The sequence below is a fragment of the Herpetosiphon sp. NSE202 genome (genome assembly GCF_042688385.1).
GTDB lineage: Bacteria > Chloroflexota > Chloroflexia > Chloroflexales > Herpetosiphonaceae > Herpetosiphon.
This window is the reverse complement of record NZ_JBHUPY010000001.1, coordinates 384,451-399,566: the sequence shown is the minus strand read 5'-3', so window position 1 is coordinate 399,566 and position 15,116 is coordinate 384,451. Positions and strand designations below refer to the sequence as shown.

Genomic DNA, 15,116 nt, shown 5'->3' with positions numbered 1-15,116 from the left:
ATTATTTGGCAATTCCAACAATTGTTCCGATAGTCGATAGCTGTATTGGTTCATTGGGTTAGCCACGGCTTGATCCCCTCACCCCAACCCCTCTCCCACGTGGCGGGCGAGGGGCTTTAACACCTTGGTTTGACCGCCATTGGTTATACACGGGGCGCTCCCCCTCGCCCGCGTTCAGTGGGAGAGGGGGCTGGGGGGTGAGGGAACATGGTTGCCAATCTAATGTATCAGTACATATAGCCCAAAGCCATGCTTCCTCTGCGCCGCTGCGTTAAACCTGATCCCTGACCCCCAACAAACGATCCCCAACCCCTTTTATAAGCAGATAATTCCAACCATTGTTCCGCTAGCCAAAAGCCCATAGCCGATAGCCCTCGACCCATTCATCCTTCATCCCTCATCCTTCATCCTTCATCCTTTCGGATTATAATAGGCCTATCGTCCCGCACTTTGTTTTGGGAGGCTTGTGATGAATCAGTTTGATGATGTACGTGCCGTGTTATGCGATATGGATGGCGTATTAGTCCACGGCGCACAAATTATTCCTGGCGCACCGGAGTTTTTGGGTCGGCTTCGGGCTTCAGGCCGCAAATTTTTAGTCTTGACCAACAATTCAATTTATACGCCGCGCGATTTGCAGGCGCGTTTGGCACGAATTGGCTTGCCCTTAGAAATCGAAGATATTTATACCTCGGCCTTGGCCACCGCCAAATTTCTCGATTCGCAACGGCCCAATGGCACAGCTTTCGTAATTGGCGAGGCTGGGCTGACCAATGCGCTCTATGATGTTGGCTACACCATGACCGAGCATGATCCTGATTATGTGGTGATTGGCGAAACGACATCCTACAGCTTTGAACGGATCACCCAAGCTGTGCGTTTGGTTGCCGCTGGCTCGCGTCTGATCGGCACTAACCCTGATGTTTCGGGGCCATCGGAGCGAGGGATTTTGCCAGCATGTGGTGCAGTTGTCGCATTAATTCAAGCTGCAACCAATGCCGAGGCCTATTTTGTGGGCAAGCCCAACCCAGTGATGATGCGCACCGCCTTGCGCACTATCGATGCCCACGCAGCCGAAGCAATGATGATTGGCGACCGCATGGACACCGATATTATTGGCGGCACCGAGGCCGGTATGCGCACCGCCCTCGTGCTTTCGGGCATGATGACCCGCTTGGATGCAGAGCGCTATCCCTATCGCCCAACCGCAATTATTGAATCAGTTGCTGAATTGTTCAATTAAACAACAAACGTCCGCTGTGTATTAGCAGCGGACGTTTGTTTCAATCAATAATTTAGACGCTCAATTTGGCATTTGAGCCGAGGCTGACTGCCTGTTCACCGAGTGCTTCGGCTAAGGTTTTAGCATCGATCACGCTGCTATTGGCGGCAGTTGGAAAACTCCGCTCGCGCACTTCATGGGCATATTGATTCAGCGCTTGCTCAATTGTGCTGCCCAAATCGGCGTAACGCTTGGTGTGCCGAGGCAGATGATCGCTATACAAGCCCAAAATATCGTGCCAAACTTGGACCTCGCCATCGCAACCAACCCCTGCGCCAATTCCAATCGTTGGAATATGCAGCCGCTCAGTGATGGCTTTGGCCAAGGCAGCAGGAATTAGCTCCAACACAATTGCAAACGCCCCAGCAGCTTCCAAGGCCAAGGCATCTTCGAGCAACTGACGAGCATGAGCCACGGTTTTGCCCTGTACCCGCATGCCAATTTGATTGACCGATTGCGGCGTAAAGCCCAAGTGGCCCATCACCGGAATGCCCAAATCGACCAAGCGGCGCACGGTCGGAGCCATATTTACGCCACCTTCCAGCTTAACCGCGCCACAGCCGCCAAGCTGCATCAATTTGCCAGCATTTTGGATGGCCTGCTCAGGGCTGGTATAGCTCAAAAATGGCAAATCGCTGACCACGAGGGCTTTGCTGCTGCCGCGCATCACCGCTTTGGTGTGATAGACAATTTCATCGATGGTGACGGGCACGGTTGAGCTATTGCCCTGCACAACCATGCCCAACGAATCGCCCACCAAAATCAAGGGAATATCGGTGCGATCGATCAATTGGGCGCTGGTGTAGTCGTAAGCAGTAACCATCACCAAGCGTTCGGCTCGATCTTTCATCCGTTGAATATCGCTCAATTGGGTTCGCATGGGTAGCTCCTTTGCTTGGTTGATAAAGAATTGTTGTTTAAATTCCTGAAACCACGAAGGGCACGAAGAGCACGAAGGACACGGGATGAGGGATCAGCGGTCAGAGATCAGGTTAATGCAGCGTGTTTCAAACTGCTGACCCCTTGCCCCTAAATCCTGACCCCTCACACCCTCTGCGCCTCTGCATTAAAAACGAAACCCCGCTATCTCGCCCCTATTTTGACTTTTGACTTTTGATTTCATCCCTCATACTTCATACTTTCTTCGGTTCTAACAAGGGTTGAGTTGCCTCAATGCAGGCTCGATACAAGCGTGCAATCTCGGGAGCATTGGCATCGAGCGCCTGAAGATGGCGTTCGACTGTACCATAATCGCCGCGAGCCAAGGGGCCGGTTAATGCTTGCGGCAAGCCAAGCCGCGCCAAATTTTCGACGTTATCGCGCAGGAGCGGTACGAGTGCTTGCAAGGCTTCTGGCCCCGACCAACCGCAAAGTTGCAGCAAATCGACGGCCCGTGCCGCAAGGGTAATTGCATAATTGGCCGAGAGCACGGCAGCACTGTGATACAGCACTTTATGCTCGGTCTGTATTGGGCGTGGAATTCCGCCAACGGCATGCACAAGCTCGTCCAGCACAGCATAAAGCGCTGGTTCGGCCTCGATGGCCCAAGTAATTGCTTGCGGCAAGGGAGTTGTGCGGCTGGCAAATGGAGCCAATGGATGGCAACTGGCAACCTGCCAACCACGCAATTGTAAGGGTTGCAACACGCTGCTGGTCAAAGCTCCCGAACAATGGGCCACAATACCATGACCCTGCGGCAGGGTTGTGGCGAGTGATTGAGCCAACGGGGCCAATTGATCGTCGGGGATTGTCAGGAAAATGAGTTGGGTTTGGGTAAATAACGCAGTAGGTGCCAGCACCGAGCATTCAAGCTGCTGGGCCAAAGCCTGGGCCGACGTTGCTGAACGTGAGGAAACGCCAGCAATCGAATAGCCAGCCCGCTTTAAAGCCAAAGCCAAAGCAGTGCCAACCTTGCCTGCGCCAAACATGCCGACCGTCGGTCGAGCGGAAAAAGCCATAAAAAAACCTCCGCAACGCCGAATCGCGTCAGCCGAGGAGAACGAAGCACATCACTGTGTACTTACCATCTCGGTCGGGTGCGATCCAAGTGGTGTTTGAAACCAGAAAACGAACCAGTGCTTCCCGCCAACAATGGTCGAGAGCATGATCATTGTAGCACGTTCTGTTAAATGTCAATAAGCTTCAAATAATCGGCTGTTTTTTGTTCCCTCACCCCCAGCCCCCTCTCCCACTGAACGCGGGCGAGGGGGGAACAGGCGGATAAAAACCCTAACTACCGAACGCGAGCGAGGGGAAGCACCAGTCTTTACCGATAAATTGCGCAAGAACCACGGCGTTGAAGCCCCTCGCCCGCGCCACGGGAGAGGGGTTGGGGTGAGGGAATCTTAGCCATCGATTCTCACACGTTGATCTTCATCGCCTCGCTGACATGTTGTAGAAAGCATTGCTTGCATAATGAACTTGAAAATCTGCGGTTGGTCATGGATTTAGCTCCATCTTCGTGTTCTTCGTGATCTTCGCGGTTCCATTTTGCCTGATTACTATGGGCTGACTAGTGATCCTTTCGCGGTTCCGATTCCCAACTTACACCAACCACGCCATGCTATAGACAATCAAGGCTTGGGCTGGGCCATAGGTAAACCAAACCACATCGCCAATTCCGCGCCAATGAGCATTATTGAACAATTGGGTGGCCAACACTAAATCGCTGAGCAAAAAGAGCGCTGCCCCAACCGCAAAGGTCGCCATTGGCAATTGCTCCAAGGCCACGCCGGTTGCAACCCCAGTTGTGCTCGCCAGCAAAAGCGCATAGGGCAAGGCAACTTGATGCAAACGGCTGCGCGAGCTATCGTGCCACACGATCATATACCAGCCAATCGCGCCAACAATCATCCAAATCAGCCAACTCAGCCAATCAAAGTGATCGATGCGCAAGCCAGCACTAATATAAGCAACGTGGCCCAAGCCAAATGCGCTCATTCCACCAAGCACATAATTCTTAATTGGAAAGACTTTGGCCATAAATAAATCGCCTAAAAAGCCCAAACTCATGCCAACGGCGAGCAATAAGGCCGTCAGATTGTGGGTTTGGCGCAATTGCCACCACCAACTCCAAGCCGCCACAACCAAGATTGCCGATGAGCCTAAACGACCCCAAAGCGTCATGCGACGCGTGCCCTCTGGATTGGGCCGCCCAAGCACAAATCCACCAACCAACACAAGTGCCCAAGCGATCAATAATCCAGCCAACCAAAGCTGCATCGGGCCGGAGAGTGCGTCCATACTGGCTCCTATAGTGGCTACAAAATAGTAATTTTGCACCCTTGTCTGGTCTTTTGTGGCCTATTATACTAATTGCTGCGCTTTGTGCGCATCTTTCACGACCAAAGGAGATCATCGTGAACAATTTAATTGTGCTTGGTTCTGGCACGGCACTTCCCGATGCTGAGCGTGAAAATAGTGGCTATGTTTGGCAAAGCGAGGCTGGTTTGGTCTTGCTCGATTGCGGCGGCAGCCCGTATCGCCGCATGCTCAAATATGGGCTTGATCCACGCCAACTGCGGGCAATCTTCATCTCGCATAATCACCCCGACCATCTGATGGGCTTGCCAAGTTTGTTGTTACACCTGTGGCTGGCGCAACATAACGGCGAATTGCTGGTTTTTGGCAATCAACGCACAATCGCTACCGCCGAGGCAGTGATTCAAGCAGCCGATTTGGGAATTCATGCAATCGTGCCCAGCTTTCAAACGGTGGCCGATGCTGGCGGCCCAATCGATTTGCCATTCGATCTCGGTGCAAGCTTCAGCAGCGCACCAACCTATCACAGCCGCCCAACCTTGGCCTTACGGATCGATCAGCCTGGCAAGCGCAGTTTGGTCTATGGGGCGGATAGTGGGCCATGCGAGGCCTTGGTTGAACTAAGTCGAAATGCGCATACATTAATTCATGAATGCACGGTATCGACTCCCTTCGAAACCCATTCAACCCCAGAACAGGCCGCAACTGCTGCCCAAAACGCTGGCGTGCAACGGCTGATTCTGACCCACTATAGCCCAATCAATACAGCGCCCGAGGCCGAAGTGTTGGCTCGGGTCGCCAAAATTTTCCAAGGCGAAGTTTTGATCGCTCATGATGGTGCTGTTTTTGCATTGAGCGAGGCATAAGCATGCTAAGATAGCGTTGTGGTTACGGCCACCTCTTTTTGTGTCACTTCCCAATAAGGAGCTACGCCAATGGTTGTGCGCTTAGTTCGGTTAAAATTTGCACCCGAACATGTAGCAGAATTTCTTGCATTTTATGCTGAATGCGAGCCAACAATTCGCCATCAAGAAGGCTGTTTAGCCTTATCGCTTTTACGTGAAACTGGCGACCCAACCGCCTTTGCAACCTGGAGCACCTGGGAATCAGGCCGTGACTTGCAACGCTATCGCCGCTCGGAGTTTTTCCGTGGTTTTTGGCCACGGGTCAAATCGTTGTTGCGCGAGCCTGCCGATGCAGTTTCTTACGATGCCTTGACCGGCGACGCTATTCCCGATTTTCATCCGCAGCCAACACATGGTGCTCCGTTAACGCCGCTTGCAGCTGAGTAATCAAGCGCTCACGCACCGCCGGAGCCATACTATAGCGCGCCTTAACTTTTAATGTAATCGTCGTCGTTACTGCACCAATCTCGCCATCTTCGCTGATGATTTCAGGGGTTTCGATCACATCATCGCCGGGATCGCTGATGATTTGGTGCAGAACGACCATCGTTTCATCAAGTTTGGTGGTTGGTACGGTTAATTTAATGCTAGCTGGCGACCATTTGCCACGGGTAAAATTGCGAATCGTGCGAATATCACCATTTGGCACCAGCCAAAGCTCGCCCGACTCGCCGCGAATATAGGTCATGCGCAAACTGATCCGTTCAACGCAACCCACCACTTGGCGATCGCCAATCTCCACTTTATCGCCTAAAGCAAATTGATCCTCGAACAGCAAGGTAATGCCGCCCAAAAAATCGCTCACATATGGGCGGGCGCTAAAGCCCAAGCCAGCGCTAAACAAGCCTAAAAAGGTAAATAAGGCGCTCGGCTGCACAAACATGCCCAAAATCAAAAACAATGAAATTAATATCGCCAAGCCATTGGTCAACGATGAAACCAAGGCCCGCAAGGTGGTGCGGCGGCGCTCGCTCAGGTTATGCCGCAAAAGTTGGGCATTCGAGAGAAAAGCCCGCCGAATAACGATGCTAATTGTTCGAGCGGCTACAGCAACCACTAAAAAGGTAATTGTGCCACGAAGAAGGTAGTATGCAATGCTATTTGCTGGTGGTAAATAGGGTTGAAGCCAATCGAACATAGGGTTCCTCTGCTAAATGTTTTGCCGAAGTATGCGGCAATTCGCATGCCACAGAGTAGCATAGTATAAGGATGAAGGATGAGGGATGAAGGATGAAGTGAGAACATAGAGCATAGAGCATAGAACATAGCGAAAGGATGAAGTGAGAACATAGAACATAGAGCATAGAACATAGGAGTTGAGGGTTGGGGATCATGTGCTTGGCATTGGGCTAGGAGAAATTAGAATCAAATAAATCTGTGCCAATCTGTGGCTAAAAACTTAACCTTCGCGTCCTTCGCGCTCTTCGCGGTTTCAACCCTGCGTGGATCAATTCGTTAACGCAGAGGCGCAGAGAAACGATGACTTTGGGCTGTTGGCTTTTGGCTAGAGGCTATGGAAAATCAATCCGAGGAATCTGTGGCTAAAAAAATTATTCGTGTAATTCGTGCAATCTGTGGCTAAAAACTTAACCTTCGCGTCCTTCGCGCTCTTCGCGGTTTCAACCCTGCGTGGATCAAAAAGCCCCTCGCCCGCGCCCGGGCGAGGGGTTGGGGTGAGGGGATCACTCAAGCGAATCCTAGAGGCTCTTGTTGAGCGTCAGCAAGAACTCATCGTTGGTGCGGGTTTTGGACATGCGCGTCAGCACCAATTCAGTGCCTTCGTTTTCGCCCAACATACTCACCATCCGCCGCAAGGTCCAAACTTGGCGCAATTGCTCAGGCAAGAGCAACAATTCATCGCGCCGCGTTGAAGAGCGGGCAATATCAACTGCAGGATAGGTGCGGCGTTCAGCTAAGCGCCGTTCCAAGTGCAATTCCATGTTGCCAGTACCCTTGAATTCTTCGTAAATCACGTCGTCCATGCGGCTACCAGTATCAACCAAACAGGTAGCGATGATCGTCAAGGAGCCGCCGCCTTCGATGTTACGGGCAGCACCAAAGAAACGCTTCGGGGGATAGAGCGCAACCGGATCGATACCACCAGTCAACGTCCGGCCTGATGGCGGCATATCCAAGTTGTAGGCGCGAGCCAAACGAGTGATCGAGTCCATCAAAATCACCACATCTTGGCCGCCTTCGACCAAGCGCTTGGCTCGTTCGAGGGTCATTTCTGAAACCTTGGTGTGGTCTTCGACTGGCTCATCGAAAGTCGAGGCAATGACTTCGCCACGCACTGAGCGCCGCATATCAGTTACTTCTTCTGGGCGCTCGCCAATTAACAAAACCATCAAGTGGGCATCTTGATAATTGGTGGTGATGCCATTGGCAATCGCCTTCATCAACATCGTTTTACCAGCTTTGGGTGGCGAAACCAACAAACCACGCTGGCCACGACCGATTGGCGCAATCAAATCAACCAAACGAGTTGAGAGAATTTGCGGCTCGGTTTCCAAAATAAAGCGTTCATTGGGAAAAATCGGGGTCAATTTTTCAAAATGGGGTCGCTTACGAGCTTGCTCAGGGTCCATACCATTCACTAATTCAACCCGCAGCAAACTATAGTAGCGTTCACTTTCCTTGGGTGGGCGAATTTGGCCGGAGATGCGGTCGCCAGTGCGCAGGCCAAAGCGACGAATTTGGGTTTGCGAGACATACACATCATCGGGGCCAGGCAGCATCCGATCGCTCCGCAGAAACCCGAAACCATCAGAAACGATGTCGAGAATCCCCGTGTTGAAAATATTGCCTGCTTGTTCAGTTTGAGCCTGAATTAATTTGTAAATGAGGTCTTGTTTCTTGAGGCGACTATAGCCAGAGATATCTAACTCCCGAGCCATTTCTTGGAGGTCGCTCAACGTTTTGTTTTCTAAATCAGCAAGGTTGACCACCGTGCTATCCTCCTACGATGAATTCTTACAGCGGGCGTGCATCATCCGACCTCTTCAAAAAATCAATGGCGTTGCGTGGCGAACTAAATAGCATAGTTCAACCAATATGCCGCACTACCATGCGTTCACGGACGTGCCCACAATGGGAAGCGATCTTGTGAGGGGATGTAACAATGAGTTGTGTTTTAAATAGTTGGCTGCTGTTTGGAGATGTGTGAATGTGACGCTGGAAGGGGATTCCCAAATGCGTCGCACGCAGTATACCACGACTGACAAAAGCAAGCAACGCCATTTTTCGCATGACGTTGCTCAATTTTAAGCAATTTCTAACTTATGCAGCAATGATAGATTTAGTGCTCAGCAAACGGCAAATCTGAGATCCGCATCAATTTATCCCAACGGTGACGAGACTCGATGTAGCGCACTGTGCCAGAGGCCGAACGCATAACCAACGAGTGAGTGGTAGCACCCCACCCAAAAAATTGTACGCCTTTGAGAAAGTCTCCGGTCGTAATTCCCGTCGCCGCCCAAAAAATATTGTCTCCTTGTACCAAATCGTTGGTCGTGTACACTTTTTCGAGATCCAAGCCATTCTGACGGGCTAGGTCGCGCTCACCATCATTGCGAGGCCAGAGCTTACATTGAATCTCGCCACCAGTACACTTCATGGCACAGGCCGAAATCACCGACTCTGGTGCTCCGCCAATGCCCATCAGAATATCTGCGGGGGCCTCAAGCATACTCGGCATGAGGCTCGCTGCAACGTCACCATGCAAAATCAGTTTAATCCGCGCACCCATTTCACGTATCCGCGCAATAACGTCGTGATGGCGGGGCCGATCAAGCACAATCACGGTTACATCTTCGACCCGTTTTTTAAGTGCTTTGGCAACGCTTCGGATATTGTCCTCGACCGAAGCATTGATATCAATACTACCCTTGGCCGATTCGCCAACGGCAATTTTATCCATGTAGACGATCCCAGGCGGGTTGAAAAGACTGCCACGTTCGGCTGCTGCGACGACCGCAATTGCCCCCGGCATCCCTTGCGCCAGCAAAGTCGTGCCTTCAACCGGATCGACCGCAATATCAACCTTTGGCTCGTTGCCGTTGCCGATTTGCTCGCCAATGTAGAGCATTGGTGCTTCGTCTTTTTCGCCCTCGCCAATCACCACAATCCCATCCATATCGGTGGCATTGAGCGCAAAACGCATGGCATCGACCGCCGCACCATCGGCTTCGTTCTTATCGCCCCGACCCATCCAGCGGGCTGACCGTAACGCAGCCGCTTCCGTTGCCCGTTGGAGATCAAACCCCAAATTACGCTCCAGCTTCATGCCAACCTCCTTGTTGCGCAATATCATCGCTTGCGAGCTTTACGATTATTCTAAAAATGCGATTGTACCATATTTCGCAAAGTCGGCAGCAATTGATGATTGCTAACGAGCACAATCAATTTTGTAGGATGTTGAATTAAGCGTGTGAGCCTTTGGTTCGCCTAACTGCGGCTGATAATACCATAGTTTTTTACCACAACGTAGTAGGTTCTTAGTCCTAGTGTCAATCAGCATATGTGGGAACTATTTGGGTGCAAAACGGCCCACCAAGGGCAGCCAGCGTGTGGCTCGCACATAGATATGGCTCAGCGCGCCATTGCCACGCCAGCGCACCATCGCATGCGCCAAGCCAACCCACATGCCCAAAACCGCCAGCCCAACCACAAGGCCCAACCACGAGCCAACCAAATAGCCAAGCAACACCGCCAGCGAAAATAAAATCAGCATAATCAAAAATTCGCTTGGGTCGTCGGCTTTGTAGGTGCGCGGGCGTTGCGGTTCTTCGGCTTTGGTTTGTGGTTTGCTCTGCTGAGCAGGATGTTGCTTGACCTTGGTTGGCAGGGCTTCGCTTTCAATCATTGTGCTATAGCCGCCCAAGCCGTTGCTGGCATGGGCTGCTTGCTGTTGCTGCTCACGAAAGACTTGCTGCCAATCGAAGCCCGTTGTCGCTTGCGACTGTGCCCACGTTTCCAAGGCCAATTTGATTGCAGCGGGATAGCCACCAGCCAGATTGATGACTTGATTGATCGTGGCGGGATCAGGCTCAAGCTTGGCACTTTGGGTCAGGGTATCAATTAAACTGCGCACTTCGCGCTCAGGCATTGGTGGCAGTGTGATTTGGCTGAGCGTGCTTTGCAAATCAGGCGCAACGTGATCAAGCGCCCGACTGCTGGCCGCTACAATTTGCAAAAAGCCTTGGTTAACCCAACCACGCAACGCACTGCGCACAACGCCAATCCAGCCCAAGCCCGCTGATTCCAAATCGTCGAGCAACAGCAACATTGGTGGGGTATTGGTTTCGTTAAAGGCTTGGGTTAGGCTTAGCTCATCGTCGCCGTTGGCGCGCAAAGCCCGCAACATTGGCGAATACAAATCACGGGCATCATTAACCCGCGTTAGGCTGAGAAAAACAACTTGGGGAGGCTCGTCGAGCACCATGGCCACTGCTTGGCCAATATGATGCAGCAACGAGGTTTTGCCGCTGCCTTGGGGGCCGATCACTGCACACGAGCGACCAGCCGCCAAGGCTTCGTTAATTTGAACAATTTCACGCTCACGCCCAACAAAGTCGCGCGGATCGTGGATGGGTGTTGTGGAAAAATAGCGTTGTTTCATAAATTAGAGCATAGAACAAAGAGCATAGAACATAATAAAGCGTTAGTTGAGCATACGTCTATGATACTCGAAACTTAGCAAGTTCCAAAGAGCTATGTGTACTAGTTCATTGGATTGGCAATCAAGAACATGCCCTCACCCCCAGCCCCTCTCCCACTGAACGCGGGCGAGGGGAGCACGGGTTTCGTGGTTCCCCTCGCCTCGCAGGCAGGAGCGGAGGCTCGGGGGTGAGGAGGAATCGTCGTTAACGTAATGAACCAGTACAGCTATGTTCTATGCTCTTTGTTCAAATTAGACAATCATCACTTCTTGATACACACCAAAGACTTCGCGCAGCACATCGCACATTTCGCCCAAGGTGGCATAGGCATTGACCGCTGCCAAAATTGGTTCCATCAGATTGTGATCGCCTTGCGCTGCTTGGCGCAAATCATTCATAGCTGCCGCCCAACGCGCTTGATCACGTTCATTGCGCACTTTGTTCAAACGTGCCATGTGTTTGCTCTCGCCGTTGGGGTCCATTTGCAAAATTGGAATTTCAATTGGGTCATCAACGGTGTATTTGTTGACCCCAACAAAGCCGCGCTGGCCGCTATCAACCTCTTGCTGGAAACGATACGACGAATCGGCAATTTGTTGTTGAATCCAGCCTTTTTCCAATGCAGCTTCCATGCCACCTTGCTCTTCGATGCGGCGGAAGTAATCGAGACATTCTGCTTCCATGCGGTTGGTCAAGGCTTCAACAAAGTACGAGCCAGCCAACGGATCGACGGTGTTGATCACACCGCTTTCTTCAGCAATGATTTGCTGGGTACGCAGCGCAATTGTCACCGCTTTTTCCGATGGCAAGGCCAACGCTTCGTCCATGGCATCGGTGTGCAACGATTGCGTGCCGCCGATGACCGCTGCCAGCGCTTGAATTGCGACCCGCACAATGTTGTTTTCTGGTTGTTGGGCGGTAAGCGAAACGCCAGCGGTCTGAGTGTGAAAACGCATCCACCACGAACGGGGATTTTTCGCGCCATAGACATCGCGCATTTGGCGTGCCCAAACCCGCCGTGCAGCGCGATATTTGGCAATTTCTTCGAAGAAATCGTTGTGGGCATTGAAGAAGTAGGAAATTCGTGGCGCAAAATCATCAATATTCATGCCGCGTTTGATACAGGCTTTGACATAGGCCAAGCCATCACCAAGCGTAAAGGCTAATTCTTGGGCCGCAGTTGAGCCAGCTTCGCGAATGTGATAGCCACTAACTGAGACTGGATTCCACTTGGGCATGTGTTGCGCAGCAAATTCAATCGTATCGACGACCAAGCGCATTGATGGGGCAATTGGGAAAATATATTCGTTTTGGGCTGCATATTCTTTGAGGATGTCGTTTTGGAGTGTGCCACCCAATTTGGCGCGCGGAAAGCCGCGTTTTTCAGCCGCCGCAATATACATCGCCCAAACAATCGCCGCTGGCGAGTTAATCGTCATCGATGTGGTCACTTGATCCAATGGAATGCCATCGAACAAAATTTCCATATCGGCCAACGAAGTGACGGCCACGCCACACTTGCCAAATTCGCCTTCAACCAAGGGATGATCGGTGTCGCGACCATAGAGGGTTGGCATATCGAAGGCGGTCGAAAGCCCAGTTTGGCCTTGGCTCAACAGATATTTAAAGCGAGCATTGGTTTCTTCAGCAGTGCCAAAACCAGCAAACATGCGCATTGTCCAGAGCTTGCCACGATAGCCAGTTGGGTGAATCCCACGGGTATAGGGAAACTCGCCAGGGAAGCTAATATCCTTGGCATAATCGGTATCGGCAATATCGAGCGGCGTATACAACCGCTGAATCGGCTCGCTTGAGACGGTGCTAAATAACGCCGGACGTTCAGGAGTTTTCTGGAGCGTCGGAGCCAGCGTTTCATCGTTCCAGCGCTCCTGCGCCGCCCGCATTTGAGCTAACTGATCGGGACTAAACATCGTCGTTTCCCCCTTGGGTTATGAAAAATCTCAACGTTCATGCGATATGCATCCATTGTAGCAAAGAAAGTCAGAAGGCAGAAATCAGAAATCAAAAGGGATCAGGCTATGGGCCATTGGCGCTAGGCTTTGGGAAAGCATAATCAAACAAATCTGTGCCAATCTGTGGCGAAAAACTTAACCTTCGTGTCCTTCGTGCTCTTCGCGGTTCCATCCTTCGTGCTCTTCGTGTCCTTCGTGGATCATATTGCAATTCTTGTTAATTAGTGTATTATAGACACTAAGTCAATTTACAATTGTAAAGGACGTGATAGATGACAACGCGCTTTCAACATGGCATTCTCTTCACCGATCAATATCAGCTAACCATGTCGCAGGTTTATTATCGTTTGGGGCTGCACGAGCGACCAGCCTTGTTCGACCACTATTTCCGGGCCTATCCCAATTATGGCGCGCATGCAGCGGGCTATGCAGTAGCCGCAGGCATGCAACCATTGCTCGAATGGATGGATACGGCGCGCTTTGGCGAGGGCGAAATTGGCGCACTTTCGACCATGAAAGGTCGCACCGGCCAACCTTTGTTTAGCAGCGATTTCTTGGGCTGGCTGCGCAAATATGGCGATCTGCGCAATCTGACGATTCGCGCAATTCCCGAAGGCCGTGTGGTGCACCATACCGTGCCAATGACGATTGTCGAAGGCCCGCTGGTATTGGCCCAAATTCTCGAAACGCCGTTGCTGAATATGCTCAACTTCAGCACTTTGATTGCCACCAAAGCGGCGCGGGTGCGCGAAAGCGCTGGCGATGGCTTGTTTTTGGAATTTGGCTTGCGCCGCGCCCAAGGCTGGGGAGCTAATTTGGCCACCCGCGCTGCATTAATCGGCGGCGCTGATACCTCGTCGAATGTCGGCGCAGCGCTCGATATGGGCGTGCAACCAAGCGGCACGCATGCTCATAGCTTGGTCCAAACCGCCATGGCCTTGGGCATGGGCGAATTAGGCGCATTCGAAGCCTACGCCGAAGCCTACCCCGACGACACATTGCTGCTCGTCGATACAATCAATACCTTGGAAAGTGGCGTGCCGAACGCAATCAAGGTGTTTGAAAAACTGCGCCGCCAAGGCCACAAACCCGTTGGCATTCGGCTTGATTCTGGCGACTTGGCCTATCTCAGTATTCAATCGGCCAAAATGCTCAATAGCGCTGGCTTTCCCGATGTGGCAATTGTGCTTTCAAACAATCTCGATGAGCTGGTGATTTGGCAAATTCTGACCCAAATTCGCGCCGAAGCGCCGCGCTATGGCCTCGAAGCCGATGCTGTGATTAAGCGCTTGGTCTTTGGGGTTGGCACGCATTTGGTCACATCGTGGGGCGAGCCAGCATTGGGTGGCGTGTACAAATTGGTTTCATTATTTGATCGCGATACATGGAAGCCTGCAATCAAGCTTTCGGAAAACCCCCAGAAAACCCCAACGCCAGGCCGTAAAGCAGCATGGCGGGTCTATGATAGCCGTGGCCGCGCTAGCGCCGATGTGCTGACCTTGGATGACGAACATCCCCAGCAAAGCGAAGCGCTGAATTTGTATCACCCAACTGATGCAGGCAAACAACGCACGCTCACGCCTGCCGACCACACCATTGAAGCCTTGTATGCCACTGTGCTCGATTCTGGGCGGCGCGTCGTTGATGTGCCCGATTTGGCCGAGTTGCGCGAACGCCGCGTGCGCGATTTGGCGCGGCTTGATCCTGGCGTGTTGCGCTTGGTCAATCCCCACATCTATCACGTTTCGCTGAGCCAACGCTTATGGGAATTGAAACAGAACTTAATTAAAGAGATGCGCAAAAGCTAAATCTGATCATATTAATGAGCAGATGCGTATTTGATGGCTTATTTATAAAGATTTTTAATAAATTTATTATTCAATCAGCCAAATCGATACTGCCAGAGAATCCTGTGAGCAATACCATTGAGCATGGGTTGTTTGCAGGATTCGTGGTCGCTTGGGCAGATTGATCCCCGCAACAAGGATTTTTATGCTATGATTGACAATCGAAACCCAATGTACAAGGACAATGG

At 51.7% G+C, this 15,116-nt stretch carries 12 protein-coding genes; 4 read left to right on the top strand and 8 right to left on the bottom strand.

Annotated features, from left to right (window positions below; all coding sequences use genetic code 11):
- Positions 1-469: 469 nt before the first annotated feature.
- Positions 470-1,243: an HAD-IIA family hydrolase gene (locus ACFMKP_RS01685; RefSeq protein WP_204755852.1), complete on the top strand. Its 774-nt coding sequence runs from the start codon at positions 470-472 to the stop codon at positions 1,241-1,243.
- A gap of 52 nt (positions 1,244-1,295) precedes the next feature.
- Here ACFMKP_RS01685 and panB read toward each other — a convergent pair whose 3' ends face one another.
- From panB to ACFMKP_RS01670, 3 genes are all read right to left on the bottom strand, one after another.
- A complete protein-coding gene (gene panB / locus ACFMKP_RS01680; RefSeq protein WP_382288484.1) occupies positions 1,296-2,162 on the bottom strand; it encodes a 3-methyl-2-oxobutanoate hydroxymethyltransferase in 867 nt (288 codons plus the stop codon).
- A 253-nt stretch (positions 2,163-2,415) separates the two neighbouring features.
- Entirely contained in the window at positions 2,416-3,240 is an 825-nt protein-coding gene (locus ACFMKP_RS01675) for a Rossmann-like and DUF2520 domain-containing protein (RefSeq protein WP_382288482.1), read from the bottom strand.
- A gap of 586 nt (positions 3,241-3,826) precedes the next feature.
- Complete coding sequence (locus ACFMKP_RS01670; protein WP_382288481.1) at positions 3,827-4,525, bottom strand: lysoplasmalogenase; 699 nt, start codon at positions 4,523-4,525, stop codon at positions 3,827-3,829.
- Between the two features lie 116 nt (positions 4,526-4,641).
- On the opposite strand from ACFMKP_RS01670, the gene ACFMKP_RS01665 reads away from it, so the two are divergent.
- Positions 4,642-5,409, top strand: a complete 768-nt coding sequence (locus tag ACFMKP_RS01665; RefSeq protein ID WP_382288479.1) for an MBL fold metallo-hydrolase — start codon at positions 4,642-4,644, stop codon at positions 5,407-5,409.
- 69 nt (positions 5,410-5,478) lie between these two features.
- A complete protein-coding gene (locus ACFMKP_RS01660) occupies positions 5,479-5,835 on the top strand; it encodes a putative quinol monooxygenase (protein ID WP_204755847.1) in 357 nt (118 codons plus the stop codon).
- Here the strand turns inward: ACFMKP_RS01660 and ACFMKP_RS01655 are convergent.
- From ACFMKP_RS01655 to ACFMKP_RS01635, 5 genes are all read right to left on the bottom strand, one after another.
- Positions 5,771-6,586: a mechanosensitive ion channel family protein gene (locus ACFMKP_RS01655; protein WP_382288477.1), complete on the bottom strand. Its 816-nt coding sequence runs from the start codon at positions 6,584-6,586 to the stop codon at positions 5,771-5,773. The genes ACFMKP_RS01660 and ACFMKP_RS01655 overlap by 65 nt on opposite strands.
- A gap of 559 nt (positions 6,587-7,145) precedes the next feature.
- Positions 7,146-8,396 (bottom strand): transcription termination factor Rho, encoded by a 1,251-nt coding sequence (gene rho / locus ACFMKP_RS01650; protein WP_083469902.1) that lies wholly within the window; start codon positions 8,394-8,396, stop codon positions 7,146-7,148.
- A gap of 350 nt (positions 8,397-8,746) precedes the next feature.
- Positions 8,747-9,733, bottom strand: coding sequence for a class II fructose-bisphosphatase (glpX, locus tag ACFMKP_RS01645; RefSeq protein ID WP_338034188.1), 987 nt, complete (start codon positions 9,731-9,733; stop codon positions 8,747-8,749).
- Between the two features lie 243 nt (positions 9,734-9,976).
- A complete protein-coding gene (locus ACFMKP_RS01640) occupies positions 9,977-11,068 on the bottom strand; it encodes an AAA family ATPase (protein WP_382288473.1) in 1,092 nt (363 codons plus the stop codon).
- A 291-nt stretch (positions 11,069-11,359) separates the two neighbouring features.
- A complete protein-coding gene (locus ACFMKP_RS01635) occupies positions 11,360-13,039 on the bottom strand; it encodes a methylmalonyl-CoA mutase (RefSeq protein ID WP_382288471.1) in 1,680 nt (559 codons plus the stop codon).
- Positions 13,040-13,353: 314 nt separating this feature from the next.
- Between ACFMKP_RS01635 and ACFMKP_RS01630 the strand changes: the two genes are divergently transcribed.
- Positions 13,354-14,889 (top strand): nicotinate phosphoribosyltransferase, encoded by a 1,536-nt coding sequence (locus tag ACFMKP_RS01630; protein ID WP_382288469.1) that lies wholly within the window; start codon positions 13,354-13,356, stop codon positions 14,887-14,889.
- Positions 14,890-15,116 lie beyond the last annotated feature (227 nt).

What these genes read in the sequence shown, in the direction of transcription:
- ACFMKP_RS01630 (WP_382288469.1), top strand. Translation starts at nt 13,354, where the DNA reads ATGACAACGCGCTTTCAACATGGCATTCTCTTCACCGATCAATATCAG.
- ACFMKP_RS01635 (WP_382288471.1), bottom strand. Translation starts at nt 13,039, where the DNA reads ATGTTTAGTCCCGATCAGTTAGCTCAAATGCGGGCGGCGCAGGAGCGC.
- ACFMKP_RS01675 (WP_382288482.1), bottom strand. Translation starts at nt 3,240, where the DNA reads ATGGCTTTTTCCGCTCGACCGACGGTCGGCATGTTTGGCGCAGGCAAG.
- ACFMKP_RS01685 (WP_204755852.1), top strand. Translation starts at nt 470, where the DNA reads ATGAATCAGTTTGATGATGTACGTGCCGTGTTATGCGATATGGATGGC.
- ACFMKP_RS01660 (WP_204755847.1), top strand. Translation starts at nt 5,479, where the DNA reads ATGGTTGTGCGCTTAGTTCGGTTAAAATTTGCACCCGAACATGTAGCA.
- glpX (WP_338034188.1), bottom strand. Translation starts at nt 9,733, where the DNA reads ATGAAGCTGGAGCGTAATTTGGGGTTTGATCTCCAACGGGCAACGGAA.
- ACFMKP_RS01670 (WP_382288481.1), bottom strand. Translation starts at nt 4,525, where the DNA reads ATGGACGCACTCTCCGGCCCGATGCAGCTTTGGTTGGCTGGATTATTG.
- ACFMKP_RS01640 (WP_382288473.1), bottom strand. Translation starts at nt 11,068, where the DNA reads ATGAAACAACGCTATTTTTCCACAACACCCATCCACGATCCGCGCGAC.
- ACFMKP_RS01655 (WP_382288477.1), bottom strand. Translation starts at nt 6,586, where the DNA reads ATGTTCGATTGGCTTCAACCCTATTTACCACCAGCAAATAGCATTGCA.
- panB (WP_382288484.1), bottom strand. Translation starts at nt 2,162, where the DNA reads ATGCGAACCCAATTGAGCGATATTCAACGGATGAAAGATCGAGCCGAA.